Below are 25,067 nucleotides of genomic sequence, written 5' to 3'. Positions count from 1 at the left end.
ATACCGATGAAACAGCGCCTGTTTATCCTCAGCCAGTACCTGCTGCCGCACCACCTGCTGTCGCGCCTGATCGGCTTCGCCGCCGAGTGCCGCGCCGCCTGGTTCAAGGATCGCCTGATCGGCTGGTTCGCCAAGCAGTACCAGGTGAACATGGCCGAGGCCCAGGTCGAGGAGCTGACCGCGTACGAGCACTTCAACGCCTTCTTCACCCGCGCCCTGAAAGACGGCGCCCGCCCGCTGGACGAGACGCCCGGCGCCATCCTCTGCCCGGCCGACGGCGCGATCAGCCAGCTCGGCGCTATCGAGCAGGGCCGCTGCTTCCAGGCCAAGGGCCACAGCTTCAGCGTACAGGAACTGCTCGGTGGCGATGCCGAGCGCGCCGCGCCGTTCATGGGTGGCGACTTCGCCACCGTCTACCTGTCACCCAAGGACTATCACCGCGTGCACATGCCGCTGGCCGGCACGCTGAAGGAGATGGTCTATGTGCCGGGGCGCCTGTTCTCGGTCAACCAGACCACCGCGGAGAACGTCCCCGAGCTGTTCGCCCGCAACGAGCGCGTGGTGTGCCTGTTCGATACCGAGCGCGGGCCGATGGCCGTGGTACTGGTCGGTGCCATGATCGTCGCCAGCGTCGAGACGGTGTGGGCCGGCCTGGTGACCCCGCCCAAGCGCGAGCTGAAGACCACCCGCTACGACGAGGCGGCCCGCGCCGCCATCGAGCTGAGCAAGGGTGGCGAGCTGGGTCGTTTCAAATTGGGCTCGACCGCCATCGTGCTGTTCGGACCTCAACAGGTGCAGTGGGCCGAAGGCGTGGTCGCCGGCAGCCCGGTGCGCATGGGCCAGGCACTGGCACTGCCGCGCACCTGAGCCTTCTCCCCGGGCTTCTGCCAGGCAATCGGCGGCGGCCTCGTCGAACGGCTTAAGGAACATCCCGCGGCGCTCGGAGTCAGAATCGGCAAGACTCCGCAATTGTCCCGAGCAGGGCTGCGGCCCTGCCGCGATGCTGCTAGAGTTCCGAAAAACCCGGTGGCCAGGACGCCGCCCCGCCAGTTACGGATCTCTCCCTGGTATGGATAAACAGAGCCCTCACCTGCTCCTTCGCGTCCCAACTCCTGACAGACAGGGCCTGTCCTTCTGTGATGCCAACCCGCGCGAGTTGAAGCGCTGGATCGCCGCCCTGCCCAAGGCCAACATCGGCGAGACCGCGCGCCAGCTGTACCAGAGCCTGATCGAGCTGAACCAGCTGATCACGCCCAGCGACAACCGCCTGCAACTGCTTGAACTGCTGCGCCCCGAGGTGTACTTCGTCACCAGCCATCTGGAGCGCCACTTCCTCAATCAGTCCATCGTGCTTGACGAGCGCCCGCGCAAGGTGGCCAACCTGTGCCAGGCCCTGCAGAACCACATGGCCATTGGCTACAAGCTGATCATCACCCAGGAGCTGCCACGCTTCGCCAAGGAGCGCGCACAACTGCTGACCGTCGCCCTGCAGCGTGCCAGCCATGCCCTGTGCGGCCCGTTGATACGCGCCAGTCAGCTGTATTGCCCGGTTCCCGAAGGCCTGTGGCTGGAACTGCACCAGCTGTACCGCATCGCTCGCCTGCATGGTCTGCAGCAGGTGCAAGTGCGTGATGACCTGGCCCGCAACGGCAAGAGCCTGAGCCAGGAGCAGATCTACCTCGGCGCCTTGCTGCTCGGCTGTGCACGCTGCAATCAGATGCGCCAGAGTGGCATCGCTCGCCTGGCCGAGGCCCTGGAAAGCTGGAGTTCGCTGGCCAGCCTGCACCGCGCCGATGATCCGAACAGCCTATTCGCCATCGCCCCGCAACTGGATGGCCCGCCACGTTACAAATCGCTGTTCGGCGATGGCGAGCGCCATAACCTGCTGGGCCTCGATCCACACGCACTGGTCGACGCACTCAAGGAGCATCTGCTGCTACCGCCGGATAGCAGCGAGCCACGCCGCCTGCAGATTCCCGAGGGCATGCCCATCGACCTGCTGCAGCACCTGGCCTCGGCCTGGGGCGACATCGCCGAGCGCACCTTCCAGCGCAACCCGGGACGCGGCAGCCTGACTCTGTGCATCGGCATGTCGGCCGTGCACTTCAACCTGGCCGGCAAGCGCGGCTTCTCCGACGTACTGAAACAGCAGGAGACGCCCCGCGGCGCTCAGTTCAAGGCCGCCAAACCGGGCTCGGGCGGAGGACCGGACGTCTGGGCCGTCGCCTTCGACGCCCAACGCGAGAGCCAGTGGGAAGACGGCATTCCCATGGAGGAGATTCAGTACAAGGCCGCCCCCAAGGCCGGCGAGCAACCCGCCGAGGAAGTGGCGGGCGCCTATCCCAGCTACGAGCTGCCCATCGTCAACCACAGCCCCGGCGGTTACTGCCTGAGCTGGCCCAAGGAAGTCCCGGTGCAGTTGCAGGCCGGCGAGCTGCTGGGCACCCAGGACGCCCCCGATCAGGGCTGGAGCGTGGCAGTGGTGCGCTGGATTCGCCAGGTGCGTGGCGGCGGCACACAGATGGGCATCGAGCTGATCGCGCCCCATGCGCAACCTTGCGGCGTGCAACTGGTGCGCAAGAGCGAACAGAACAGCCAATACCTGCGCGCCCTGCTGCTGCCTGAGATTCGCGTGATCTCGCGTCCGGCTACGCTGATCACACCCCGACTGCCCTTCCAGGAAAGCAACAAGGTGGTGATCAACCACAACGGCGAAGAAACCCGCGCCATACTCAGTCGCAAGCAGACCAGCACCGGCAGTTTCAGCCAGTTCGAATACCGCGTGCTGGACGAGACCAAGGCTCCATCCGGGACCTCCGTCACAGCACCGAAGGAGCCTGGCAAGGGCGGAGATGAAGACTTTGACTCACTCTGGAAGTCGCTGTAGATTGCCGGAACAGACCATCCGTCGCCTTTTTGCGCCCGTTCTTCGGCGCCTTCCAAGCAAAACCTCATGGCCATCGAAAAAAAAACCATACGGCTGCTGATCCTCGAGGATTCGCAGAACGAGGCCGAACGCCTGGTCAGCCTGTTCCGCAATGCCGGACGAGCGACCCGCGTTCACCGCATCACGTCCAGCGATAATCTGGCAGAGGCCCTGCAACAGAGCTGGGATCTACTGATCAGCGCGCCGACCAGCGAGCACATCGACCCCAACGAAGCGATCACCGCCATCCGCCGCCAGGCCAAGGATATCCCGGTGATCCAGTTGGTGGCCGACAACGAATCCGATGCCATCACCGAAGCCCTGATGCTCGGCGCCCAGGATGCCCTGCCGCAAGGCGATGACGAACGCCTGATCCTGGTGGCCAACCGCGAACTGGCCAACCTCGAGGAACGCCGCGCCCGCCGCGCTGCCGAAGTGGCCCTGCGGGAAGCGGAGAAACGTTGCCAGCTGCTGCTGGACAGCTCGGTGGACGCCATCACCTACGTCCACGATGGCATGCACATCTATGCCAACCGTGCCTATCTCAAGCTGTTCGACTACGAGGATGCCGAGGAGCTGGAAGGCATGCCGATGATCGACCTGATCGCCGGCGAGGACCAGACCCGCTTCAAGGACTTCCTGAAGAGCTACGCCAACGGTGAAGGCAGCGCCGAACTCAGCTGCGGCGGGGTCAAGCCCGATGGCCAGCGCTTCGCAGCACGCATGTCGTTCTCCCCGGCCACCTATGATGGCGAGCCGTGCATCCAGGTGGTGATCCGCGCCGAGAACGACAACGCCGAACTGGAAGAGAGACTGCGCGAGATCAGCAGTCAGGACCTGGTGACCGGCCTGTTCAACCGCTCGTACTTCCTCGAACTGATGGACAGTGCCGCCCAGCGCGCGGTGACCGAGGGTCAGGTCGCCAGCCTCGCCTATATCCGCGTCGACCGCTACAGCGAGGTCATCGGCGAAGTCGGCCTGGCCGGCATCGATCTGCTGCTGACCGACCTGGCCAACCTGCTGCGCAACCACTTCGGCGAGGCCAGCCAGCTGGCGCGCTTCGGCGACGACGTGTTCACCGTTCTGCTGCCGGGCGTGGCGCCCCAGCAGAGCCAGGAGCAGTTGACCGGCCTGCTGAAGAAGACCGAGGGCCATCTGTTCGACGTTTCCGGACGCACCGTGCAGACCACCCTGTCGATCGGCGTCGCCGGCCTCAGCGAGCAGACCAGCAAGGCCCAGGAAGTCATCGATCGCGCCCACCGCTGCGCCGACGAAGTCGAAGGCAACGCGATCAAGGTGTACAACCCGGCCGACGAACTGGCCGCCGCGGCCAGCCGTGGCAGTCTGGTGGCGATGGTCCAGCAGGCACTGGACAACAACAGCTTCCGCCTGCTGTTCCAGCCGATCATCAGTCTGCGCGGCGACAGCGACGAGCACTACGAAGTGCTGCTGCGCCTGCTCAGCCCGCAGGGCGAAGAAGTGCCGGCAGCGGACTTCCTCGCCGCAGCCAAGGACGCCGGCCTGGCCGAGAAGATCGACCGCTGGGTGGTGCTCAACTCGGTCAAGCTGCTCTCCGAGCACCGCAGCAAGGGCCACAATACCCGCCTGTTCGTGCACCTGTCGGCCAACAGCCTGCAGGACCAGACCCTGCTGCCCTGGCTCAGCGTGGCGCTCAAAGCCGCGCGACTGCCGTCGGACTCGCTGGTGTTCCAGATCAGCGAACCGGACGCCGTGGCCTACCTCAAGCAGGCCAAGGCCCTCACCCAGGGCCTGGCCGAGCTGCACTGCAAAGTCGCCCTCGGCCAGTTCGGCTGCGCCATCAACCCGTTCAACACGCTCAAACACCTCAGCGTGGACTTCGTGAAGGTCGACGGTTCCTTCTCCCAGGATCTGTCCAGCGCGGAGAACCAGGAGGCGCTGAAAACGCTGCTGGCCAGCCTGCATGCCCAGGCCAAGCTGACCATTGTGCCCTGCGTGGAGAGTGCCACCGTACTGGCAACCCTCTGGCAGGCCGGGGTCAACTACATCCAGGGCCACTACCTGCAGGGCCCGAGCCAGTCGATGGATTACGACTTCTCCGCCGGCGACGAATAATCCCGTCCCACAAAAAAGCCCCGCAATCGCGGGGCTTTTTCATGGCGCATATCCCTGTGCACCGCCCTTCGAGCAGCTGCGCTGTGAAGAACGGTTGTCCTGCCGTTTTTCATTGCAGCGGCGTTCAGTCCTGCCCGTCGCGATCACGGAAGCCGAGCAGGTAGAGGATGCCGTCGAGGCCCAGGGTGGAGATCGCCTGCTTGGCCGACTGTTTGACCAGCGGCTTGGCGCGGAAGGCCACGCCGAGACCGGCCAGGCCGAGCATGGGTAGGTCGTTGGCGCCATCGCCCACGGCGATGGTCTGCTCCAGGCGCAGTCCTTCCTTCTCGGCCAGCTCGCGCAGCAGATCGGCTTTGCGCTGGGCGTCGACGATCGGCTCGATCGCCACGCCGGTGACCTTGCCGTCGACTATCTGCAGCTCGTTGGCGAACACGTAGTCGATGCCCAGCTTGGCCTGCAGCTGCTTGGCGAAATAGGTGAAGCCGCCGGAGAGGATGGCAGTCTTGTAGCCCAGGCGCTTGAGCTCGGCAAACAGCACTTCGGCGCCCTCGGTCAGACGCAGCGAGGCGCCGATCTCGGCCAGCACGGTTTCCGGCAGGCCCTGCAGCAGCGCCATGCGCTCCTTGAAGCTGGCGCGGAAATCCAGTTCGCCTCGCATGGCGCGCTCGGTGATCTCGGACACCTTGTCGCCGACGCCATGCGCCTTGGCCAGTTCGTCGATAACTTCCGCCTCGATCAGCGTGGAGTCCATGTCGAACACAGCCAGACGACGATTGCGGCGGAACACCGAGTCGCGCTGGAAGGCGATATCGACATCAAGCTCCTGGGCCACACTGAGAAACTCGGCGCGCAGCGCGTCGACATCGGCCGGCTCGCCGCGCACGGAGAACTCGATGCAACCCTTGCCCTGGTCGGCCGGCATGTCCAGCGGCATGCGCCCGGACAGGCGATCGATATGGTCGATATTGAGGCCGTACTTGGCGGTGATCGAACTGACCCGCTGCAGCTGCTCGGCGGTAACCTTGCGCGTCAGCAGGGTGACCATGTAGCGGGTCTTGCCCTGGCCGCCAACCCACTGCTGGTAGTCCGCCTCGGAGACGGGGGTGAAGCGCACCTGCTGGTCCAGCTCGTAGCCGGTGAACAGCACATCCTTGAGCACCGAGGAGGCCTGCTCGGTATCCGGGATCTCGACCAGGATGCCGAACGAGAGGGTGTCGTGAATCACCGCCTGGCCGATATCGAGGATGTTCACCCCGCCCTGCGCCAGCACGCCGGTGATGGCCGCGGTCAGGCCCGGGCGATCTTCCCCGGTGATGTTGATCAGGACGATTTCGCGCAAGGCGCACACTCCAGCTTGCAAATGGGTCAGCGAAAAGGCGCACATTCTAACCCGTTTCGCCTGGCGCATGGCACGGGCGGCGCTTTGCCCGCCTGGGGGCGGTGGTTATACTGCGCGGCAATTCCAGTCGATAAGAGCCGCGCTCCGTGAACCGGCCCGTTCAGGTCAAGCCCGACAATTTCTTCCTGCTGCTGTTCAATGCCCTGCGCCAGCGCCGCGTGCCGCTCGCCCTGCGCATTGCCAGCCACAGCCTGCTGCTGGTCGCCCTGGCGTTGGTGATCTACGCCTGGGTGATGGGCATGCAGTTCAAGCAGGCCATGCAGCAGCAGGCCGACGCCCTCGGCCAGAGCCTGACCGTGCAGACCGCCGCCTCGGCCACCGAACTGCTGGTGTCCAACGACATCCTCAGCCTCAACGTGCTGCTCAGCAACCTGGCGAAGAACCCGCTGGTGGCCCATGCCGCCATCTACAGCGTGGACAACCGCATCCTCGCCGAGGCCGGATCGCGCCCGACCCAGAGCATCCTCGGTGAAGCCGACGGGCTCTACTCCACTCCGATCACCTTCCAGGAAGTCATCGCCGGCCAGCTGCGCATCAGCCTGGACATGCAGCAGTTCCAGCAGCCGATGACCATCAGCCTGCAGAGCATGGGCCTGCTCAGCCTGATCCTGCTGGCCCTGGCCATGTCCCTGAGCCTGCGCCTCGGCCGGCATATCTCCACGCCGCTGATGCAGCTGCGCGTGTGGCTGCGCGACCCGGACGACCCTGCCCCCGGCGCCGGCCGCCAAGACGAGATCGGCGACCTCGCCCGCCAACTGCAGGCCCGCCTGGTACCGGAGAAGCCGGAGCCCGAACCGCAGATCGAAGAGCACGACGAGTACGCCGACCTCGACCTGCATGACGAGCAGGACTTCCACGAGGACGAGCCGCGCGAACCAGGTTTCGACATGCCGAACCTGCGCGCCGATAGCGACGACTACCACCAGGACGAATTCGCCGAGCCGGCGCCACGCCCTGTGCCGGCCGTGCGCCACGACGAGGACGACCCCTTCGCCGACCTGCGCGATCTGCATCAGGATATCCAGGAGCCAGAGCCAGCAGCGCTACCAACGCCAGCACCGCTAGACCCGTACGAGCCACAGGAGCAGGTCAGCAGCGCCGTGCTGGCGATCCAGCTGGGCGCCCAGGAGCAGCTGCGTCACCTGCCGCGCGCGCGCCTGATGGAGCTATTGCAGCGCTACCGCGACTGCCTGGAGCAGGCCGCCGCGTTGTACCAGGGCAAGCTGTTCACCCTCAACGACGGCAGCAGCCTGCTGCTATTCGACAGCACCCAGAGCGGCGAGGACTACCTGACCCACGCCCTGTGCTGCGGCGAGCTGCTGCGCGCCCTCGGCCACGCCCTGCAGATCGAGGTGGCTGACAGCGGCATCACCCTGCAACTGCAGCTGGGCCTGACCCGTAGCGACGAGGAAATCAGCCCGAGCCAGGCCGAGGTGCTGCTCAGCGAGGCGGCCCAGGATGCCCTGGCCCTGGCCCAGCACAGCCGCAACCTGCTGCTGGTGCAGCGCAGCGTGGCCGATGATCCGTTGCTGCGCCAGCGCGCGCGCATCCGCGCCATAGCCAGCCCCGAGGGCGCCAGCTGCGTCGAACGCCTGCTCGAGCCCTACCCATCGTTGCTGGAGCGCCAGCTGGCGCGCATGCACGAACACTCGTGACCACCCTGATCAGCCACCCGCTGCCGTTGCTGGCACTGGGTGTCGCCCTCGGCCCGCGCCTCGTGCCGCCGCGCCTGCTGCTGGCGGGCCTGCTGTTCACACTGCTGCCGGATGCCGATGTGCTGGCCTTCAAGTTCGGCATCGCCTATGCCGACGCCTTCGGCCATCGGGGCTTCAGCCACTCGCTGCTATTCGCCGGATTGGCCGGGGCGCTCGGCGCACTGTGCTGCCGCCTGCTCGACTGTGGACCGCTCAAGGCCTTCCTGTGGATCAGCCTGGCCACCGCCTCGCACAGCCTGCTGGATGCGGCTACCGATGGCGGTCTGGGCGTGGCCTGGCTTTGGCCCTGGAGCGAGCAGCGCTTCTTCCTGCCCTGGCGGCCGATCGAGGTATCGCCCTTCGTGCATGGCTTCTTCAGCCAGCGCGGGCTGGACGTGCTGATCTCGGAGGCACGCTGGGTCTGGCTGCCCTGCCTGGCCCTGGCCTGTGTCGGTGTCGTCCTGCGCGCGTTGCTACGCCCGCGCCAGCAAGCGCTCTAGCCCGCCGAGCAGGCGCGCCAGCGCGCCCTGGTTGGCCCGCAGCACCGCCAACCCCGCATCCGCCCGCTGCTGCGCCTGCGCCGAATCGGCGAACAGCATGCGCAGCGCCGCGTGCAGCTGGGCCGCATCCCCTACCTCCAGCAGATCACCTGCGCCACGCAACTGGGCGGCGATCTCCAGGAAGTTGAACAGGTGCGGGCCGCTGAGCAGCGGCTTGCCCAGCGCCGCCGGCTCCAGCAGGTTGTGCCCGCCATTGGCGATCAGGCTGCCGCCGACCAGCGCCAGATCGGCCAGGGCATAGAGGAACAACAGCTCGCCCAGGGTATCGCCGAGCAGAACCTGCACCCCGGCGCCCGGCGCCTCTGCGGTGGAACGGCGCACCGTGGCGAAGCCTTCCCGGCGGCACAGCTCGAACACCTGGTCGAAGCGTTCGGGATGGCGCGGCACCAGGATCAGCAGCGCATCCGGGTGCTCGTCGAGCAACCGGCGATGGGCCTGCAGCATCACCTCATCCTCGCCGGCATGGGTGCTGGCGGCGATCCACACCGGCCGCGCGACCGCGCCCCAACGCTCACGCAGCTCGGCGGCGCGGCGCGGCAGCTCGGCCTCGACGCTGAGATCGAACTTGATCGAGCCGGTAACCTCGACGCTCGCAGGGCGGGCGCCCAGCTGACGGAAGCGTTCGGCCTCGGCTTCGGTCTGCGCGGCGATCAGCGACAGCTCACCCAGCATCGGCGCGGTCAGCCTGGCGAAGCGCGCATAGCCGCGCGCCGAGCGCTCGGACAGCCGTGCATTGGCCAGCGCCACGGGAATGCCGCGCACATGGCAGGCGTGGATATGGTTGGGCCACAGCTCGGTCTCCATGATCACCGCCAGCTTCGGCTGCAGGCGATCGAGGAAACGCGCGCAGGCCCAGGGCAGGTCATACGGCAGGTAGCAGTGCTGGATGCGCTCGCCGAACAGCGCCTGGATGCGCTCGGAGCCGGTCGGCGTCATGCAGGTCACGGTGATCGGAAGCTCGGGATGACGCGCCAGCAGCTCGCGGATCAGCGGCGCCGCGGCGATGCTCTCGCCCAGCGACACGGCGTGAATCCAGATGCCGCCCTCCCTGAAGGCCGGCAGGCCGACGGCGAAACGCTCACCGATGCGCCTGCCGTAGGCCGGCGCACGCCAGGCGCGCCACAGCAGACGCAGGAAGATGAACGGCAGAGCCAGATGCAGGATCAAGGTGTAGAGGGTTCTGTTCATGGGCGCGCAGCTTAGCAAAGGGACGTGCCACAATGCGCGCCGCCCCCGAGGAGAAGCCCCATGAGCGGTTATCTGTACCTGGCCATCGCCATCGTCGCCGAAGTCATCGCCACCACCGCGCTTAAGGCCGTGGAGGGCTTCAGCAAACCGCTGCCGCTGATCCTGGTGGTGATCGGCTATGGCATCGCCTTCTGGATGCTCAGCCTGGTGATGAAGAGCATCCCGGTGGGCGTCACCTACGCCATCTGGTCGGGCCTGGGCATCGTGCTGATCAGCATCGCCGGCCTGGTGATCTACGGCCAGAAACTCGATCTGGCCGCCCTGGCGGGTATCGGCCTGATCATCGCCGGCGTGCTGGTGATCCAGCTGTTCTCCGGCAGCACCGGGCACTGACGGACGCGGGTTATACTGCGCGCCTGTTCCACAGCGAGCCCCGGCATGTCCCAATCCCTCAGCACCGATATCCTGATCGTCGGCGGCGGCATCGCCGGCCTCTGGCTCAATGCCCGCCTGCGCCAGCTCGGCTACTCCACCGTTCTGGTGGAAAGCGCCAGTCTCGGCGGCGGACAGAGTCTGAAGTCCCAGGGCATCATCCATGGCGGCGCCAAGTACGCCCTGCACGGCGCGCTGACCGGCGCCTCGGAAGCCATCGCCGACATGCCGCAGCGCTGGCGCGAGGCCGTGGCCGGCCATGGCGAGCTGGACCTGTCCGGCGTGCGCCTGTTGTCCGAGGCCCATTACCTGTGGTCGCCCGGCAGCCTGGCCGGCAACCTGACCAGCTTCTTCGCCAGCAAAGCGGTGCGCGGCCGGGTCGACCAGGTCAAGGGCGACCAGCTGCCGCCGGCGCTGCAACACCCCAAATTCAAGGGCAAGGTCTACCGCCTGGCCGAGCTGGTGCTCGACGTGCCCAGCCTGATCGCCCGCCTGGCCAAACTGGCCGGCGACAGCCTGCTGGCCGCTCGCGAGATCGCGCCGCTGCGTGAGGGTCAGGAGCTGATCGGCCTGCAGATCGACGGCCGCGAGATCCGCGCCCAGCGCATCGTGCTCAGTGCCGGCTCGGGCAATGCCGAGCTGCTCGCCAGCCTTGGCCTGGAACAACCCAGGCAGCAACTGCGCCCGCTACACATGGTGCTGGTCAAAGGCCCGAGCCTGAAGCCACTGTACGCCCACTGCCTGGGCGGCGGGCCGAAGCCGCGCATCACCGTGACCAGCCACCCGGCCGCCGACGGCCAGTGGGTGTGGTACCTCGGCGGCGACATCGCCGAGGCCGATGGCGTGGCCCGCGACGAAGCGGCGCAGATCCGCGCCGCACAGAAGGAGCTGGGCGATCTGCTGCCCTGGGTCGACCTGTCCAGCGCGCGCTGGGCCACCCTGCGCGTCGACCGCGCCGAACCGGCGCAGTCCGGCCTGGTGCGTCCGGACAACGCCTTCCTCGCCGACCAAGGCCGTTTGCTGGTGGGCTGGCCGACCAAGCTGGCACTGTCGCCGGACTTCAGTGACCGGGTCATTGCGGCGCTGCAGCGCGACGGCATCCAGCCTGGTGGCAACGCTCCGCTGCCCGAACTGCCGCGCCCGCCGCTGGCCAAGCCGGTGTGGGAGGAGCTACTGCCATGAGCCTGCACGACCTGCACCGCCCGCTGGGCGACAGCGGCCTGATCGTCTCGCCGCTGGGCCTGGGCACGGTCAAGCTGGGCCGCGACCAGGGCGTGAAGTACCCCAACGGCTTCACCATTCCCGATGACGCCGCCGCCCGCGCCCTGCTCGACCAGGCGCGCGGCCTGGGCATCAACCTGATCGACACGGCGCCGGCCTATGGTGTCAGCGAGGAGCGCCTAGGTCCGCTGCTGCGCGGCCAGCGCGAGGACTGGGTGATCGTCAGCAAGGTCGGCGAGGAATTCATCGGCGGCCAGTCCAGCTTCGACTTCTCGCCGCGTCATGCGCGCTATTCCCTGGAGCGCAGCCTGCAGCGCCTGGAAACCGACCGCATCGACCTGCTGCTGGTCCATTCGGACGGCAACGATGTCGCCATCCTGCGCGACAGCGGGGTGTACGAGACCCTGGCCGAGCTCAAGCGCGAGGGCAAGATCCGCGCCTTCGGCCTCTCCGGCAAGACCGTGGACGGCGGCCTGCTGGCTCTGCAGCAAGGCGACTGCGCCATGGTCACCTACAACCTGGCCGAGCAGGGTGAGCGCGCCGTGCTCGACCACGCCGCCGCTCACCACAAGGGCATCCTGGTCAAGAAAGCCCTGGCCAGCGGGCATGCGGTACTCGCCGGCGAAGACCCGGTGCGCGCCAGCTTCGAGCTGGTGTTCGGCCACCCCGGCGTCACCGCCGCCATCGTCGGCACCATCAACCCGCAACATCTGGCGGCAAACGCGGCCACCGCCGCTGCGGTGATCCGCGGCTAAACTGCAGGGCTCTGGGCGCGCTCTGAACCTCGCATGCCCCATCCATCCGCCGCAGCCGCACGGCTGCCGACCGAGGAGCCGATATGTCGAGACTGCTGGCCCGCAAAGCACCGGGTCATTTCAAGACACTGCCGCTACATGTCGAGGCCAGCGCGGACGCACTCAGCTATCGCGGCCTCGGCCTGCCGCTGAACTTCGCCCAGATGCTCGAACGGCGTCGCCCGGTGCAACTCGCGGACAACCAGCGCTTCGCCCTGGAGCTGGCCAATCTCGGCATCTCGGTACGCCTGACCCTGGCCTGGCAGGGCCGCGACTACTGGCTGCTGGTGCGCCAGCAGCGCCCGGATCGCGGCGACGTGGTTCTCAAGCTGATCTCCGGCTACGTGCCAACCCACGAGATGAACCTGCCGCTGCTCACCGCCATCCAGGAAGTGGCCGAGGAATGCCTGATCGAGAACGACGGCACCTGGCTGGCCGGCCGCTACGCCGACACCTGGCTGCCTGCGCCTTACCAGGGCGCGCTGCGCTACCGCGAGAGCGACCACTTTCGCCTCAGCCCGCTGTCCGGTGCCGCGCGGCCGGTGCAATGCGGCAACCTGATGCTGATGGAACGCCCGCGTGCCTATGTGCACCTGCCCACCGCCTCGCTGCAGCTGGTTTACGACTTGCGCCTGGAGCTGCCGAAGGACTGCCGCCAGCCCAGCCTGTTCCATGTCGATGAGCGCATGGAGGGCGCGGAGCTGGTGGCGCGCCTGGAGCGCCGCCGCCCGGATATCTACCTGCTACCGCTGCAGCACGGCAAACCTGGCGCCGAGCTGTTCACCCTGCGCAAGGGCACACTGCTGCCGACCAGCACGCGCGGTATCTGGCTCTCCGAGAGCTTTGCCGCCCAGGACGGCTGGCTGGTGCGCGACGAGCGCATCCGCTGGAAGGACTGGCAGGCACGCCTGAATCAGGCGGAGAAGGAACCCGGCCGTCTGGCCGGGTAAAGAGGATGCGGCCACCGAGGGTGGCCGCGACTGTCACTTGCTGCGGATCTTCTCGACGATGGCGGTGGTCGAGCTGTTCTCCACCAGACCCAGCACCCGCACCTCGCCGCCATAGGCGCGCACGATATCGGCGCCCACCACGCCCTCGATGCCGTAATCGCCACCCTTGACCAGCACGTCCGGCTGTACCGCGCGCAGCAGGTTCTCCGGGGTGTCTTCGCTGAAGCTCACCACCCAGTCCACCGCACCGAGGCCGGCGAGCACGGCCATGCGCCGGTCCACCGAGTTGATCGGCCGGCCGGGGCCCTTGAGGCGCGATACCGAGGCGTCGTCGTTGACCGCCAGCACCAGGCGATCGCCCTGGGCGCGGGCCTGCTCCAGATAGGTCACGTGACCGGCATGCAGGATATCGAAGCAGCCGTTGGTGAAAACGATCTTCTCGCCATGGGCGCGGGCGTCCTCGATGGCCACCAGCAGTTGCTCCAGGCCCAGCACGCCGCGTTCGGAGCCCTGCTCGCGCTGCACCGCACGACGCAGTTCGGGGGCGCTGATGGCGGCGGTCCCCAGCTTGCCGACCACGATGCCGGCGGCCAGGTTGGCCAGGGCCACGGCCTGTGGCAGCTCCTCGCCGGCGGCGATGGAGGCGGCCAGAGTGGAGATCACCGTGTCGCCAGCGCCGGTCACATCGAATACTTCGCGGGCGCGGGCCGGCAGGTGCAGTGGTGCGTGGTCCGGGCGCAGCAGGGTCATGCCATGCTCGCCGCGGGTCACCAGCAGCGCGCCCAGCTCCAGCTCGCGCATCAGCTTGGCGCCCTTGGCCACCAGCTCGGCCTCGTCGGCGCAATGGCCGACGATGGTCTCGAACTCGTTGAGGTTGGGGGTGATCAGGCTGGCGCCGCGGTAGATGGAAAAATCCTTGCCCTTGGGGTCGGCCAGCACGGCGATGCCGTGGGCGCGGGCCAGCTGGATCAGCGCCTGGTGGTTCTGCAGCGCGCCCTTGCCGTAGTCGGACAGCACCAACACCTTGACCCCGGCGAGCAGGCTGTCGACGTCCTTGGCCAGGGCGGCGGCATCGGTGCGGAAGGGCTCTTCGAAGTCCATGCGCAGCAGTTGCTGGTGACGGCTCATGACCCGCAGCTTGACGATGGTCGGCTGGTCGTCGATGCGCTGGAAGTGCGCACGCACGCCGGCGGCGTTGAGGCTATCGGTGAGGCTGTTGGCGGCTTCGTCCTCACCGGTCACGCCAACCAGCAGAGCCGGCGCGCCGAGGGCGGCGATGTTCAGCGCGACGTTGGCGGCGCCGCCCGGACGATCCTCGATCTGCTCGACCTTGACCACCGGCACCGGCGCCTCCGGGGAAATGCGCGACGTGCCGCCATGCCAGTAACGGTCGAGCATGACATCGCCCACCACCAGAACGGGGGCTTGATCGTAACGGGGCATGGACAGCTTCATGGACACTGAACTCTCGACAGGGGCAGCAATAAAATCGCCGCGGATCATAGCATGCGAGTCCCGCCGGCCGGCCCCCGCTCGCCCGAACAGCGCCGGCCCGCAAGGGAACTACCGATGACAGGTGCCGTCCGCGCTCGGGACGGCACGCTTACACGGACTCCTGCTCCAGCGGCTGCTCGCCACCATCTTCGAACTGCTTGGCATGCAGACGCGCGTAGTAGCCGTTCTGCGCCAGCAGCCCGGCGTGGCTGCCGCGCTCGACGATCTCGCCCTGGTCCATCACCAGAATCAGGTCGGCCTTCTCGATGGTGGTCAGGCGATGGGCGATGACCAGCGTGGTACGCCCCTTCATTACCTGATCCAGGGCAGCCTGGATGTGCCGCTCGGACTCGGTATCCAGCGCCGAAGTGGCCTCGTCGAGAATCAGCAGCGGAGCGTTCTTCAACAGCGCACGAGCGATGGCCAGGCGCTGACGCTGGCCACCCGAGAGCAGCACGCCGTTCTCGCCGACCAGGGTATCGAAGCCCTGCGGCAGCTTGTCGATGAACTCGGACGCATAGGCGGCCTCGGCCGCCTGGCGCACCTGCTCGAGCGGAGCGCCCGCGAGATCGCCATAGGCGATGTTGTTGGTCACGCTGTCGTTGAACAGGGTGACGTGCTGGGTGACCAGGGCGATGTGCTGGCGCAGGTTGCGCAGGCGATATTCCTCGACATCCAGATCGTCGACCAGGATCTGCCCCTGCTCATGGTGATAGAAACGCGGGATCAGGCTCGCCAGGGTCGACTTGCCACTGCCGGAGCGGCCGACCAGGGCGATCATCTGGCCCGGCTCGGCGACGAAGGAGATGTCGCGCAACACCGGCTTTTCCGCACCCGGATACTGGAAGCTCAGGTTGCGCACTTCCAGACGGCCGCTGACCCGCTCGCGCTCCTGAGTGCCGTGATCGACCTCGGGCTCCTCGTCGAGCTGCTCGAAGATGCTTTCCGCGCCTGCCACCCCCTTCTGAATGGTGGAGCTGACCTCGGACAACTGGCGGATCGGCTTGGGCAAAAGACCGGCAAGCGTGATGTAGGCCACCAGATCACCGGTAGAAGCATCTCCACGCAACAGCAAAACCAAGAACATCAACACGGCCATGGCGCTGTAGATCACCAGCTGCAGGCTGGGGGTGTAGACCGCGCTGGTCTTGACCATGCGCAGCTGCTTGTCCTTGTTAGCCTCGCTGGCCGCCCTAAAGCGTTCTTGCTCATAGCCTTCCCCGCCGAAACTGCGCACCACGCGATAGCCGTGAATGGTCTCGGAGGCCACATGGGTGACATCGCCCATGGCCACCTGGATCTTCTTGCTCTGCTTGCGAAACTTCTTGCTGGCGCTGCCCACCATCACACCGATCACCGGTAGGATGGCCAGCATGACCAGGGTCAGCTTCCAGTTCATCCACAGCAGACTGGCGAACAGGAACAACACCGTCATCCCTTCACGCACGACCACCTTGATCGCGTCGGTGGCGGCGCCCGTCACCATGGTCACGTTGTAGGTGATGCGGGAAATCAGATGGCCGGAATTGTGGTTGTCGAAGTAGCGGTTGGGCAACGTCAGCAGATTATTGAACAGGGCGATGCGCAGGTCCTGCACCAGCCCCATCGAGACCCGGGCCAGGAAGTAGTTGCCCAGATAGGACCCGAGCCCCTGCCAAACCGCGATCAGCACGATCAACAGCGGCACCGCCTGCAGCAGCTTGAGCTCGGCAAGCCAGGCGTAGTCCTTGAGGTAGGGAACCGTGGCGAAGAAACCCGCATCCGGATTGCTCAAACCGTCAACGAAGAACTTGAGTATGTAGCCCAGCATGGGCTGCGTGGAGGCAAAAATCAGAAAACCCAGGATACTGATGGCGAACAGCCCCCAGTAGGGCACCACGTATTTCAGCAATCGCAGGTAAACCTTAAGGCTGGATTGCTGGGTAGAATTGGCCATGCGGAGAGGCACCATAGACTGGCTAGAGGAACGAGATGCGGATTGTAACAGCGCAGGAACTGGAAAGCTGGCTAGCCAGCGGCAGGGTTTTAGAGCGGGACGCCCGCGGCCCTAAGGTAGTGGCGCTCTCCGATGGCCGCTTCCTGAAGATATTCCACACCCGACGCCCGCTCTTGCAATCGCGCCTGTGGCCCGCTGCCCGGCGCTTTCGCCACAACGCCGAGCGCCTGCGCGCGCGGGGCGTCGCCACCCCAGACATCAGCGAGATTTTCTGGCTCAACCGCCGCAAAGGGCTCAGCGCCTGCCTCTACGCCCCCCTACCAGGCGAGTCGCTGGAACAACTGCTGCGCAATGATGACCCGAGGCTAGCACTGGAGCTGCCAGCGCTGGCAAGCTTCTTCCGCCTGCTACACTGCCAGGGCGTATACTTTCGCTCCCTTCACCTTGGCAACATTTTGCTGATTGCACCTGGCCAGTTCGGGCTGATCGACGTACTGGATCTGCGTTGCTATCCGTTCCCGCTGAACCGTGGCCTGATCCGCCGCAACTTCGAACACCTGCGCAGCTACTTGCAGCGGCGCAAACTGGAACGTTTTCCCCTCGACCGGCTGCTGGCGCTATACCAAGCAAGCGATTGAGGTTCAGGCACGCAAGCTCATTATCAGCACAGACCGGACACCAGCAGATTCCAGCGTGCATACCCAAGGGCCCACGAATGGACATCGGTTCCAAGCACATGGACGACCTCAGGATCTCGCATCTGCTCGCAGAAGCGCCGATTGAGCAGTGCTCCTATGCCCAGCAACGCCAGCCCGCCAGGGATGCTTTCGATATCCTCGATCAGCGCACGCTAGAGCCAACCATTGAGCCCCTAACACACACTTTCGCCCCCGGCCAGATAAATCACCTAGATTTTATACTTCCTGGCATACGCTCCTGCATCAACTTGCAGCTTGCAGCGCAGCATCCAATTGATCCCAAGCCAGCCTGGGCACCAGTGACTCAGGAATGCGGCTCTGCTGGGAAAGATTGAACACCTGAAAGCCCGGCCCCAACACCTTTTCCTTCAGCAGATCGAAGCTCGGGCGAATGTAGTCATCCCAGTCGTCGGCCAGCCGGCTCGGTATCACCTTGCCTTCAGGGTCGTAGAAGTGCCCATGTGCCGGATTCATGTCCACCCCGACCATGAATACCCGACTGAACCCCAGGTGACAGGCCATCTGCAGGGCCGCATAAGCGATGGTCCTCGCATTAAAATAGCCTTGGCAGAGATCACGACTAAAACCAATACGGTTGCGTTTCTGGTGCAGCAGAGACCAGTTCACCGAAATGTCCGGGTTGCGACGGTTGCTCCAGGCGAAAAGCCGATCCGATAGCTCAGCCTGTCCACGCAGGCGATTGACCCGCTCGAGCAGAAAAAGCTCTTCCTTGCACAACGCATCCGGGCTATTTAGTGCCACCTGTTCCAGAGAGGAAAGCCCCAGCGCAGCATATCGTGAATGACGAATACCATCGGCGACCGCCTGCCCCTTATGTTGGGCAACTCCTTTGTCGTCACACAGATAGAACAGCGGGCTGATGCCTTCTTCGAGGAAGCGCTGGATGGAACCGTTCATCGCCAGCATTGGCCAATCACGATAGTGCGACATCGGGAACTGGGAAACCGAGGGCCCGGAAGCTACCAAGAAGACCGAACCCGAAAACTTTCCACGGAGGCTGGCGAGATCGCCCAGACAGACCCTAGCCCCGCCGGTCAATTGCAAATGCCGTCCGGAAGCTTCTATGCCAACGAGCATGTAGGCTTACCTCGTGACCCCAAGGCCATGGCTAGTGGCAACCAAATCCACAGCCAGATCAGATTCGGGGAGTGAATGAACGAATGCAACTCGAAGAACATCACCGCCGCGCTTGCCGACAGTAGGGCAAGCGCCAGCAACGCCAGTGGGTTCGAGCACAGCCAGAGACGCCTGACCGCCAACAGCAGCATGCCGAGGAAGAGCAGCAAACCCGTCAGACCATATTGGAATAGCACCTCAAGATAGAGACTATGAGTGTTAACCACGGTTTGACCCGGAATGTGCATCACCTCCATGCTGACCCCAGCTCCATGCCCCTGAAGCCAGTAGCCGGGCATGGCATCCAGCACCATCCGCCAGATCAGGTCTCGATGGGTCACGTTTCTGGAGGCCTCTATATCAAACATGCCGGGAAACTGCATCAGCACTAACGCCAGCACCACCATCAGCGCAGCGCCACTCAACAGCCATACCCTTAGATTGCCAAGGCGCCATAGCAGAAAAAGACCGCCGGCCGCTAGCGCCAGCCAGGCGCTACGGGAAAATGTGAAGAATGCATAGGCACCCAGCGGTAATAGCAGAAGCCCCCAGAATAGGCGAGACGACCAGCGCCGGTTGCTCAACAAGCACCAAAAGACGGTAAGCCCGGCAAAAGCCAGATGCATGCCCGAGATGATCGGATTACCGAACTCGGCGAATCCGGGAATACCCGAGCTGTGCAAGCGAAAGGCCCGATAGCGGAAACCGAAGCCGCTCTTCTGCAGCTCCAGGTAGAGGGTGACCAAGGCGGCGACGGCACCGAGAACTGCAGCCGCTTGCAGCAACTGCACGAATGCTTGGGGATACCGACTAGTCAGGAAGGCAACCGCCATGGTGAACACCAAAAGTACCAGTCCACGTCTCAGAATATCAGCCTCCCCCCCCAACCAGAGCACGCTAGCCACGACCCAAAGCGTGAAGGCAGCCATCACCAGCAGCAGGTTACGTTCGGCGAGCTCAGACCAGACCTGACGCCAGTTCAGCAGCGCCGCAAGAAGAAAGAAGCCCAGACAGATGCGAAGACTACTGGCCCACGCCGACGTCTCGCCCGGCCACCAGAAGCGACCTAGCAACAGCACGGCCGTAGACAGCCAGGCAAACACCAGCGGCAGCCGCCCCGTTACCACTCGAAAATCCATCAGCATCGCGACTCCCGCTGACTGCAGTGATGGGCTATTTGGCGAAACATCTCTTGCGCCTGCTCTCGGGACCGTAACAGGAAAGCCTCCAGGGCCTGCAGCTCGTCAGGAGAAAACGGCCAGCGAGGTGCCTTTTCTACTGCTTCGGCGAAACTCTCGGCCAAGCGGGGTTGCAAGCCCGCCTCCTGTAGTAACGACTCGATCTTGTGGGTATTGGAAACAACGGCAACGAAAGGCGTGCGCGTCAGCAGGCAGAGCGTCACGCAGTGAAAACGCCCAGTCACGACCCATTCGGAACGCCCCAGGCGCAGCAAAAAGGCCCACAGCGTTCTGGTCGCGTGACGCCAACGCAAGTGAGTCAGCGCCTTCTCGCTCCGAGCCTCGGGGACAGCTGCGACACGGCTAGCGAGTTGTTTCAGCTCAGCCTTGATGCGCCGAGCCAGACTCTTGAGCACATAGGAGGGAAATCCTTTGCCCGTCTGCAGAGTGGGCGGCGCCTTGATGCTCAGGTACTCGACCTCAGCGTTCCTGGCCGCTTGCCAGGCCTCCCAGGTACGCTCGGCGAACACGCTGCCATTGACCAGCCCGCCTAGGCGCGGCCCCGGCTGCGGCAGCTCATCCAGACTCAGCGTAAGATCAGGCACCACCTGCGCCACCATTCCAGCGCTTTCAAGCTCCTGAGCGCTGAGACGATCCCGCACATATATCCCGCTGAAGTCACGTGCCAGTTCGTTCAGCCTGTCGTTGCGCTGCCATACGCTGTTAATTAGAAAGCAAGGAACGCCATGGGCCTTACAGTAGCCCGCCAGTTCGCCCAGCCGCAGAGCCTGGCGCGCATCGTCATGCATCGTGCCCTCACCATTGATCAGGCACAGATCAACACGACGTATATCAGCCTTCAGGCGCTCGTCCGCCTGCCAGTCATAGCGCATGGGACAGGCTCGACTGATGCGAATGCCTGCAGCAGCGGCCAGGCGGTAAATTTGCCGCACCACGAGCTGGGAGCCGTGATGCTGCTCATAGGAAGTGTCATTGAAGAGAAAGGCTTGCATGAGAAACGTCATCCACTAATACACAACGACCGCCTTGGGCGGCTTCTTAACTGAGAAGGTCGAGCAGGCGGCCGCGAGCCTCTATCGACTCGGCGTCGCAGTACTCGCGCCAGCTCTTGAACTCGCTCCAGCCATGCAGAAAGACAAAGTCCAAGCCGGACTGCCGCGCACACTGGTGATCGAAGCGACTATCCCCAATGAACAGCGCTGGCTGGCGAATGCTCTCTCGCCTTAGCTCCCGTTCGAGGATCAGGTCCTTGGCATCCGGGCTACCGAAGATGCCGCCATCGAAGAGTTCCGCGAGCCCCCGCATAGCGAATATCTCGCGCAACTCAGCCTGATCGCCGCCGGAAACTATCATCCAGCGGCAATCGGGCAGACGCTCGCGCAACTCGACCAGCCCAGGCGCCACTGCGCAGCCGAGCAGCCCCTCGCGAACCAAACCGGCGTAGCATTGAAGCAGCACTTGAAGCTCTTCGAGACTCTCTTGGCGGCCCAGAATATGCCGCAGCAGATATTCGAACTTGCGGTAGCGGGAAATGCCACCGTGCGCCACGTGATAGGCTACTAGCTCCGAGGCCGCCTTTTTGCCGTAGGGCAGAGCCGCGGCATGAAAGGCCTCGGTCTTGACTCGGTTGGAGTCCAGCACAACACCGTCGCAGTCGAAGACCAAGGTACGGTAATGCTCGAGCGGGCCCATCAGAGCCCCCGCTCGCGGATTGCCGCCTCGGCTCTGGCAACGTCCTCCGGCGTATCCACCGCCACCGATTCGGACGACATCTCCAGCATACGCACTTCCCAGCCCAGTTCGAGGAAGCGCAGGATCTCGATGTCCTCCAGCTCCTCCAGGGGAGTCTTGCCCGGCTGAGCGGCGAAGGCCTCCAGCGCCGCCCGCGGGAAGGCATAGACGCAGACCTGCCGCCAGCCCCGCACGAAGGACTGCTGCTTGGTGCCGGGAATCGCCGAGCGTGACATGTAAAGCAGACGCCCATCGGGACGCATCACTACCTTGGGGATGGTGACGCTGCGAAACATCATCTCGCCCTCGATGGCACAGAAGCCATTGAGCACCTCGCCTTGATAGTCGGCGAGACTGGCAATGATCTGGCGCAGATCCTGCGGATTGAACACCGGTTCGTCGCCCTGCACGTTGATCAGCACCTGTGCCGAGAGTTTCCGGGCGCACTCAGCCACCCGGTCGGTGCCAGTCAAGCAGTCAGCACTCGTCATCAGGACTTGAATACCTTCGGCCTGGCAGACATCGGCAATACGCGCATCATCGGTGGCCACATAAATAAGCTCTGCCGGGCAGGCCTGCAGGCATTGACGATAGGTCCTCACCACCATGGGCACACCGCAGAGCTCGACCAGCGGCTTGCCGGGCAGCCGGCTCGACTCGTAGCGGGCCGGAATGATGACGGCATAGTCGAGAACGGAGTTCGTCATGCAGGCCTCACAGGGCATAAATGGAGGTGCTCGGCACCTGATAGCGGCTCGGCGTCACGGCCAGCAACGGAGGAGTCTGCGGCAACTGCTGGTAGGCATCAAGCAGCCCCCGGACCTCCAGGGCGCGGGGATCGTCGGCGGCATAACCGTCGAAACCGGCCAGCAGTACGCGGGTCGCGCGGCCGCTGGCCGCAATGGCCAGGGCATAGGCTACGACCAGTGAGGTGGGCAGGATGCAGTGCTGCTCGGCGAAGGCGAACTGGTCGCTCTGAACCGACAAGCCGAAATCCAGCAATTCCTTGCCGGAAAGCTCCTGTTTGAGGGACTCCGGCAGCATATGCGCCGGCACTATCAGGGGCTGGGGCAGGCGGCGATGCTCCTGACAGTCGGCCATCAGCCGGAACGGATGGCAGGCCGCACGCACGTCGATCAGCTCGGAGGCCAGCTGGCTCTGGGTATTGAGCGCTATGACCACAGGACGGGCACGACGGATGTAATCCTCCAGTCCCTGGCGATGTCGAGCCACGCCGGGCCCGCTGGCAAGCAGCAGCACCTCACGCCCCTCGATCAGAGCGCTTGGCGCCCAGCGCCCTTGAGGCTCGCCACTGAAGAAGTGACGGGCCGACTCCAGGGTGCCGGGGTTGTATTTCTTGCCGCCGTGCTGGCGCAGAAACTCGATGGCGACCAGCAGATCCTCCTCGGCATAGCGCGAGTCGGAAAGCATTTCCTGGATGTAGGTGGGATGAATGCCATAGGTACCGGCGAGAAAGTAATAGGGGTTGGTCCCCCAGCCATATCGCCGCTGCATGGGCTGAAAATGCCGGGCGATCAGATTCATAAGGGGCGCGATGTTGCCGCTGCGGCCATAGCGCGCCATCAGTTCGATGAACAGGTACTCGGTGCGCACGTTACCAGGGCCGCGCCCCATACCGGTGACCGTACTGTCCAGCCAGAGCACGTCATCGGCGATCGCCTGCAGTGTGTTGGCCAGCGCCATGGAGCAATTGTCGTGGGTGTGAATACCCATCTCGCCCTGCCAGCCCCTGCGCAGCGCAGTGATAATCTCGCTGGTCTTGGCCGGAGAGAGGCTGCCCATGCTGTCGGCAAAATAGAGCACGTCCAACCCATGCCCGCTGGCCCGCCGAGCCAGCAGCTCGATCTCCTGGGGCTGTCGATCGGCCACCTGCATTAAGTTGATCCCCACCAGGTAGCCCAAACCCTTGAGCCAGTCGCAGACCGGCAGTGCTTCGGCAAACTCGTGCACATGGCAGGCTAGGCGCACTAGTGCTACCGGCGACTGCTCGGCCGGGGCGAACATCAGGGCGGCGGCGCTCTGCCAGCCCTCGGCATAGCGCAGTAACTCACTGGCATTGACCATCACCCCAATATGCAGCCCCTCCGGGATGCTCAGAGTGCGTAGAAAGCTGTCGGTAGTGTAGGCATAGGCGCCACGGAAGCCCTGGCGATCCAGACTGCGAAAGCCCAGCTCGACGTAGTCAATACCCAGAGCCTGCATGGCCAGCAGGTAGTCACGTACCAGCTCCGCATCGAAGTCCCAGTTGTTGTAATAGCCGCCATCGCGCAAGGTGCAGTCGAGCAGCCTCAGAGCGGGTCGATTCATCGCGGAACCTCCTAAAAGTTAATCGTCCGGTCCCGAGCCGGCAAAGTCTCGCCCGCGCAGGGCTCGCCTCGCAGCAGAGCCTCGAGCAGATCTAGATTGTGCTCCAACCCCTTGCTTCCATGTGTCAAGTGATAATGAGCAAAAGCTTGGGCCTGCAACAGATGCTGACTGTAATCGGCTTCAATAGCCGAAACGGCGGCACTAAGACGCTCGACTGAACCCACAGCCTCACCGAAAAAATGAGATTGCCCAAAGATATCGGGCTCATCGCTGGCATTCACATGGGCCAGCGGACGCCGCGCCAAGGCGGCTTCGATCACAGCGTTGGACATGATGTTGACCACCACTGTGGAGCGTGCCAGCGCCTCAGCAAGACCACACTCGCGCGGCAGCACCTCGATGTTGCTCAGCGCTTGTGCCTCCTCCTGCCAGAACGGCACCTGGCTGCGCGGGTGGGCCTTGATTAGCATCTGATAGTCGGGATTGCGCGCTGCCCAGTCACGCAACAGGGCATAGGTGCGCTGGTAGCCGGCTTCCTTCTCCTTGTCCGGACCGACGCCCAGCACCAGCATCACCCGCCGCGCCGGATCAGCCGGCGGCAGGTCGAAGGCCTTGTCGATCATGTGCGAGCCGGCCAGCACCGCCGTCGAGGTGCCGAAGCGCAGCTCGCGCGCCTGCAAGGCATCCAGCGAGCTCTGGCCGAATAGGAAGTAGTAGTCGTAGTCGTTCATGCCCAGGCGCCGCGAGCCTTCACCCGTGGTGGCATGGGCCAGGTGCACGAGGAGGCTCTGCCGGGCGTTCAGGGCCAGACGCAGAAAAGGGGAATACAGGCTGCCGTTGCGATCATTAAGCAACACGCGCGGCTGATAATGCCCCACCAGCCATTGGGCATGGGCGGCGATGCCGAAGTAGCGGGTCGGCACTGGGAATGGCGGATGCTGGAGCTGCCGCTCGCGCAGGAGGACCTTGGGCTCCTGCAGCGCGGTCTCGATCAGGCGGTGGCCGCGTGCGCGCAACGCCTCGATCAGCAGTTTCTTGCGCTGCAGCTTGATCACCTTGGGCGACGACTGCAGCAACAGGAAATCGCAGGACTCGGCAGGCCCCGCCTCGGCCAGACGCCATTTCGCGCGCACGCCGAACCACCAGTCGCTCAGCGCCTCGCGGGCGAAGCGCAGGGCACTGCCAACCAGGCCATGACGCTCGCGCAGCAGCAGCCAGCGGTAGCGGTCCAGGGCTCTGGCCTTGGCGGCCCAGGGGTTGGCGACGGCATCCTGCGTCATGGCGTC

Annotated in this window: 21 protein-coding genes; 10 read left to right on the top strand and 11 right to left on the bottom strand. The window is 64.8% G+C overall.

What is annotated here, in order from left to right:
* The 3 genes from asd (at nucleotide 1) to N7607_RS13650 (ending at nucleotide 5,020) form a co-directional block, all read left to right on the top strand.
* The gene (gene asd / locus N7607_RS13660) at nucleotides 1-867 is read left to right on the top strand and encodes an archaetidylserine decarboxylase (protein WP_279868501.1); all 867 of its coding nucleotides are present in this window, start codon (nucleotides 1-3) and stop codon (nucleotides 865-867) included.
* Between the two features lie 202 nt (nucleotides 868-1,069).
* On the top strand, nucleotides 1,070-2,887 hold the full coding sequence (locus N7607_RS13655) for a molecular chaperone (protein ID WP_279868436.1): 1,818 nt from the start codon (nucleotides 1,070-1,072) through the stop codon (nucleotides 2,885-2,887).
* Between the two features lie 66 nt (nucleotides 2,888-2,953).
* Nucleotides 2,954-5,020 carry an EAL domain-containing protein gene (locus N7607_RS13650; protein WP_279868437.1) on the top strand — a complete coding sequence of 689 codons (2,067 nt, stop codon included), beginning with the start codon at nucleotides 2,954-2,956 and terminating at the stop codon, nucleotides 5,018-5,020.
* 124 nt (nucleotides 5,021-5,144) lie between these two features.
* Here N7607_RS13650 and serB read toward each other — a convergent pair whose 3' ends face one another.
* On the bottom strand, nucleotides 5,145-6,359 hold the full coding sequence (serB, locus tag N7607_RS13645) for a phosphoserine phosphatase SerB (RefSeq protein ID WP_279868438.1): 1,215 nt from the start codon (nucleotides 6,357-6,359) through the stop codon (nucleotides 5,145-5,147).
* Nucleotides 6,360-6,505: 146 nt separating this feature from the next.
* On the opposite strand from serB, the gene N7607_RS13640 reads away from it, so the two are divergent.
* Both N7607_RS13640 and N7607_RS13635 read left to right on the top strand, forming a co-directional pair.
* The gene (locus N7607_RS13640) at nucleotides 6,506-8,074 is read left to right on the top strand and encodes a histidine kinase (protein WP_279868440.1); all 1,569 of its coding nucleotides are present in this window, start codon (nucleotides 6,506-6,508) and stop codon (nucleotides 8,072-8,074) included.
* Nucleotides 8,071-8,613: a metal-dependent hydrolase gene (locus N7607_RS13635; protein ID WP_279868441.1), complete on the top strand. Its 543-nt coding sequence runs from the start codon at nucleotides 8,071-8,073 to the stop codon at nucleotides 8,611-8,613. Before N7607_RS13640 ends, N7607_RS13635 begins: the two co-directional genes overlap by 4 nt.
* On the opposite strand, the gene waaA is transcribed toward N7607_RS13635, so the two are convergent.
* On the bottom strand, nucleotides 8,587-9,861 hold the full coding sequence (waaA, locus tag N7607_RS13630) for a lipid IV(A) 3-deoxy-D-manno-octulosonic acid transferase (protein ID WP_279868442.1): 1,275 nt from the start codon (nucleotides 9,859-9,861) through the stop codon (nucleotides 8,587-8,589). The two genes, N7607_RS13635 and waaA, sit on opposite strands and share 27 nt — an antisense overlap.
* Nucleotides 9,862-9,921: 60 nt before the next feature.
* Between waaA and N7607_RS13625 the strand changes: the two genes are divergently transcribed.
* The 4 genes from N7607_RS13625 (at nucleotide 9,922) to N7607_RS13610 (ending at nucleotide 13,258) form a co-directional block, all read left to right on the top strand.
* Nucleotides 9,922-10,254, top strand: coding sequence for a multidrug efflux SMR transporter (locus N7607_RS13625; protein ID WP_279868443.1), 333 nt, complete (start codon nucleotides 9,922-9,924; stop codon nucleotides 10,252-10,254).
* 45 nt (nucleotides 10,255-10,299) lie between these two features.
* Complete coding sequence (locus tag N7607_RS13620) at nucleotides 10,300-11,475, top strand: FAD-dependent oxidoreductase (RefSeq protein WP_279868445.1); 1,176 nt, start codon at nucleotides 10,300-10,302, stop codon at nucleotides 11,473-11,475.
* Nucleotides 11,472-12,269, top strand: coding sequence for an aldo/keto reductase (locus N7607_RS13615; RefSeq protein ID WP_279868446.1), 798 nt, complete (start codon nucleotides 11,472-11,474; stop codon nucleotides 12,267-12,269). Before N7607_RS13620 ends, N7607_RS13615 begins: the two co-directional genes overlap by 4 nt.
* A gap of 83 nt (nucleotides 12,270-12,352) precedes the next feature.
* Nucleotides 12,353-13,258 (top strand): metal ABC transporter ATPase, encoded by a 906-nt coding sequence (locus N7607_RS13610; RefSeq protein WP_279868447.1) that lies wholly within the window; start codon nucleotides 12,353-12,355, stop codon nucleotides 13,256-13,258.
* Nucleotides 13,259-13,291: 33 nt separating this feature from the next.
* Here N7607_RS13610 and hldE read toward each other — a convergent pair whose 3' ends face one another.
* Together hldE and msbA are read right to left on the bottom strand one after the other, a co-directional pair.
* Nucleotides 13,292-14,713: a bifunctional D-glycero-beta-D-manno-heptose-7-phosphate kinase/D-glycero-beta-D-manno-heptose 1-phosphate adenylyltransferase HldE gene (gene hldE, locus N7607_RS13605; RefSeq protein ID WP_279868448.1), complete on the bottom strand. Its 1,422-nt coding sequence runs from the start codon at nucleotides 14,711-14,713 to the stop codon at nucleotides 13,292-13,294.
* A gap of 148 nt (nucleotides 14,714-14,861) precedes the next feature.
* Complete coding sequence (gene msbA / locus N7607_RS13600; protein WP_279868449.1) at nucleotides 14,862-16,688, bottom strand: lipid A export permease/ATP-binding protein MsbA; 1,827 nt, start codon at nucleotides 16,686-16,688, stop codon at nucleotides 14,862-14,864.
* A gap of 35 nt (nucleotides 16,689-16,723) precedes the next feature.
* On the opposite strand from msbA, the gene N7607_RS13595 reads away from it, so the two are divergent.
* Nucleotides 16,724-17,326, top strand: a complete 603-nt coding sequence (locus tag N7607_RS13595; RefSeq protein WP_279868450.1) for a toluene tolerance protein — start codon at nucleotides 16,724-16,726, stop codon at nucleotides 17,324-17,326.
* A gap of 303 nt (nucleotides 17,327-17,629) precedes the next feature.
* Here the strand turns inward: N7607_RS13595 and N7607_RS13590 are convergent, their stop codons facing one another.
* The 7 genes from N7607_RS13590 to N7607_RS13560 are packed head-to-tail and all read right to left on the bottom strand — an operon-like array spanning nucleotide 17,630 to nucleotide 25,061.
* Nucleotides 17,630-18,484, bottom strand: coding sequence for a lipopolysaccharide core biosynthesis protein (locus N7607_RS13590; RefSeq protein ID WP_279868451.1), 855 nt, complete (start codon nucleotides 18,482-18,484; stop codon nucleotides 17,630-17,632).
* Nucleotides 18,469-19,668, bottom strand: a complete 1,200-nt coding sequence (locus N7607_RS13585) for an O-antigen ligase family protein (protein ID WP_279868452.1) — start codon at nucleotides 19,666-19,668, stop codon at nucleotides 18,469-18,471. The genes N7607_RS13590 and N7607_RS13585 overlap by 16 nt, the downstream gene beginning before the upstream one ends.
* Nucleotides 19,662-20,714, bottom strand: coding sequence for a polysaccharide pyruvyl transferase family protein (locus N7607_RS13580; protein WP_279868453.1), 1,053 nt, complete (start codon nucleotides 20,712-20,714; stop codon nucleotides 19,662-19,664). Before N7607_RS13580 ends, N7607_RS13585 begins: the two co-directional genes overlap by 7 nt.
* Nucleotides 20,715-20,760: 46 nt before the next feature.
* Complete coding sequence (locus tag N7607_RS13575; protein ID WP_279868455.1) at nucleotides 20,761-21,414, bottom strand: HAD family hydrolase; 654 nt, start codon at nucleotides 21,412-21,414, stop codon at nucleotides 20,761-20,763.
* Nucleotides 21,414-22,160, bottom strand: a complete 747-nt coding sequence (locus tag N7607_RS13570) for a 3-deoxy-manno-octulosonate cytidylyltransferase (protein ID WP_279868457.1) — start codon at nucleotides 22,158-22,160, stop codon at nucleotides 21,414-21,416. Before N7607_RS13570 ends, N7607_RS13575 begins: the two co-directional genes overlap by 1 nt.
* A gap of 7 nt (nucleotides 22,161-22,167) precedes the next feature.
* Nucleotides 22,168-23,781 carry an aldolase catalytic domain-containing protein gene (locus tag N7607_RS13565; protein ID WP_279868458.1) on the bottom strand — a complete coding sequence of 538 codons (1,614 nt, stop codon included), beginning with the start codon at nucleotides 23,779-23,781 and terminating at the stop codon, nucleotides 22,168-22,170.
* 11 nt (nucleotides 23,782-23,792) lie between these two features.
* Nucleotides 23,793-25,061 carry a capsule biosynthesis protein gene (locus N7607_RS13560; protein WP_279868460.1) on the bottom strand — a complete coding sequence of 423 codons (1,269 nt, stop codon included), beginning with the start codon at nucleotides 25,059-25,061 and terminating at the stop codon, nucleotides 23,793-23,795.
* Between the last annotated feature and the right edge of the window lie 6 nt (nucleotides 25,062-25,067).

This window comes from Pseudomonas sp. GD04019 (assembly GCF_029837695.1).
Taxonomy (GTDB): domain Bacteria; phylum Pseudomonadota; class Gammaproteobacteria; order Pseudomonadales; family Pseudomonadaceae; genus Aquipseudomonas.
This window is presented reverse-complemented; position numbering and strand designations above follow the sequence as displayed.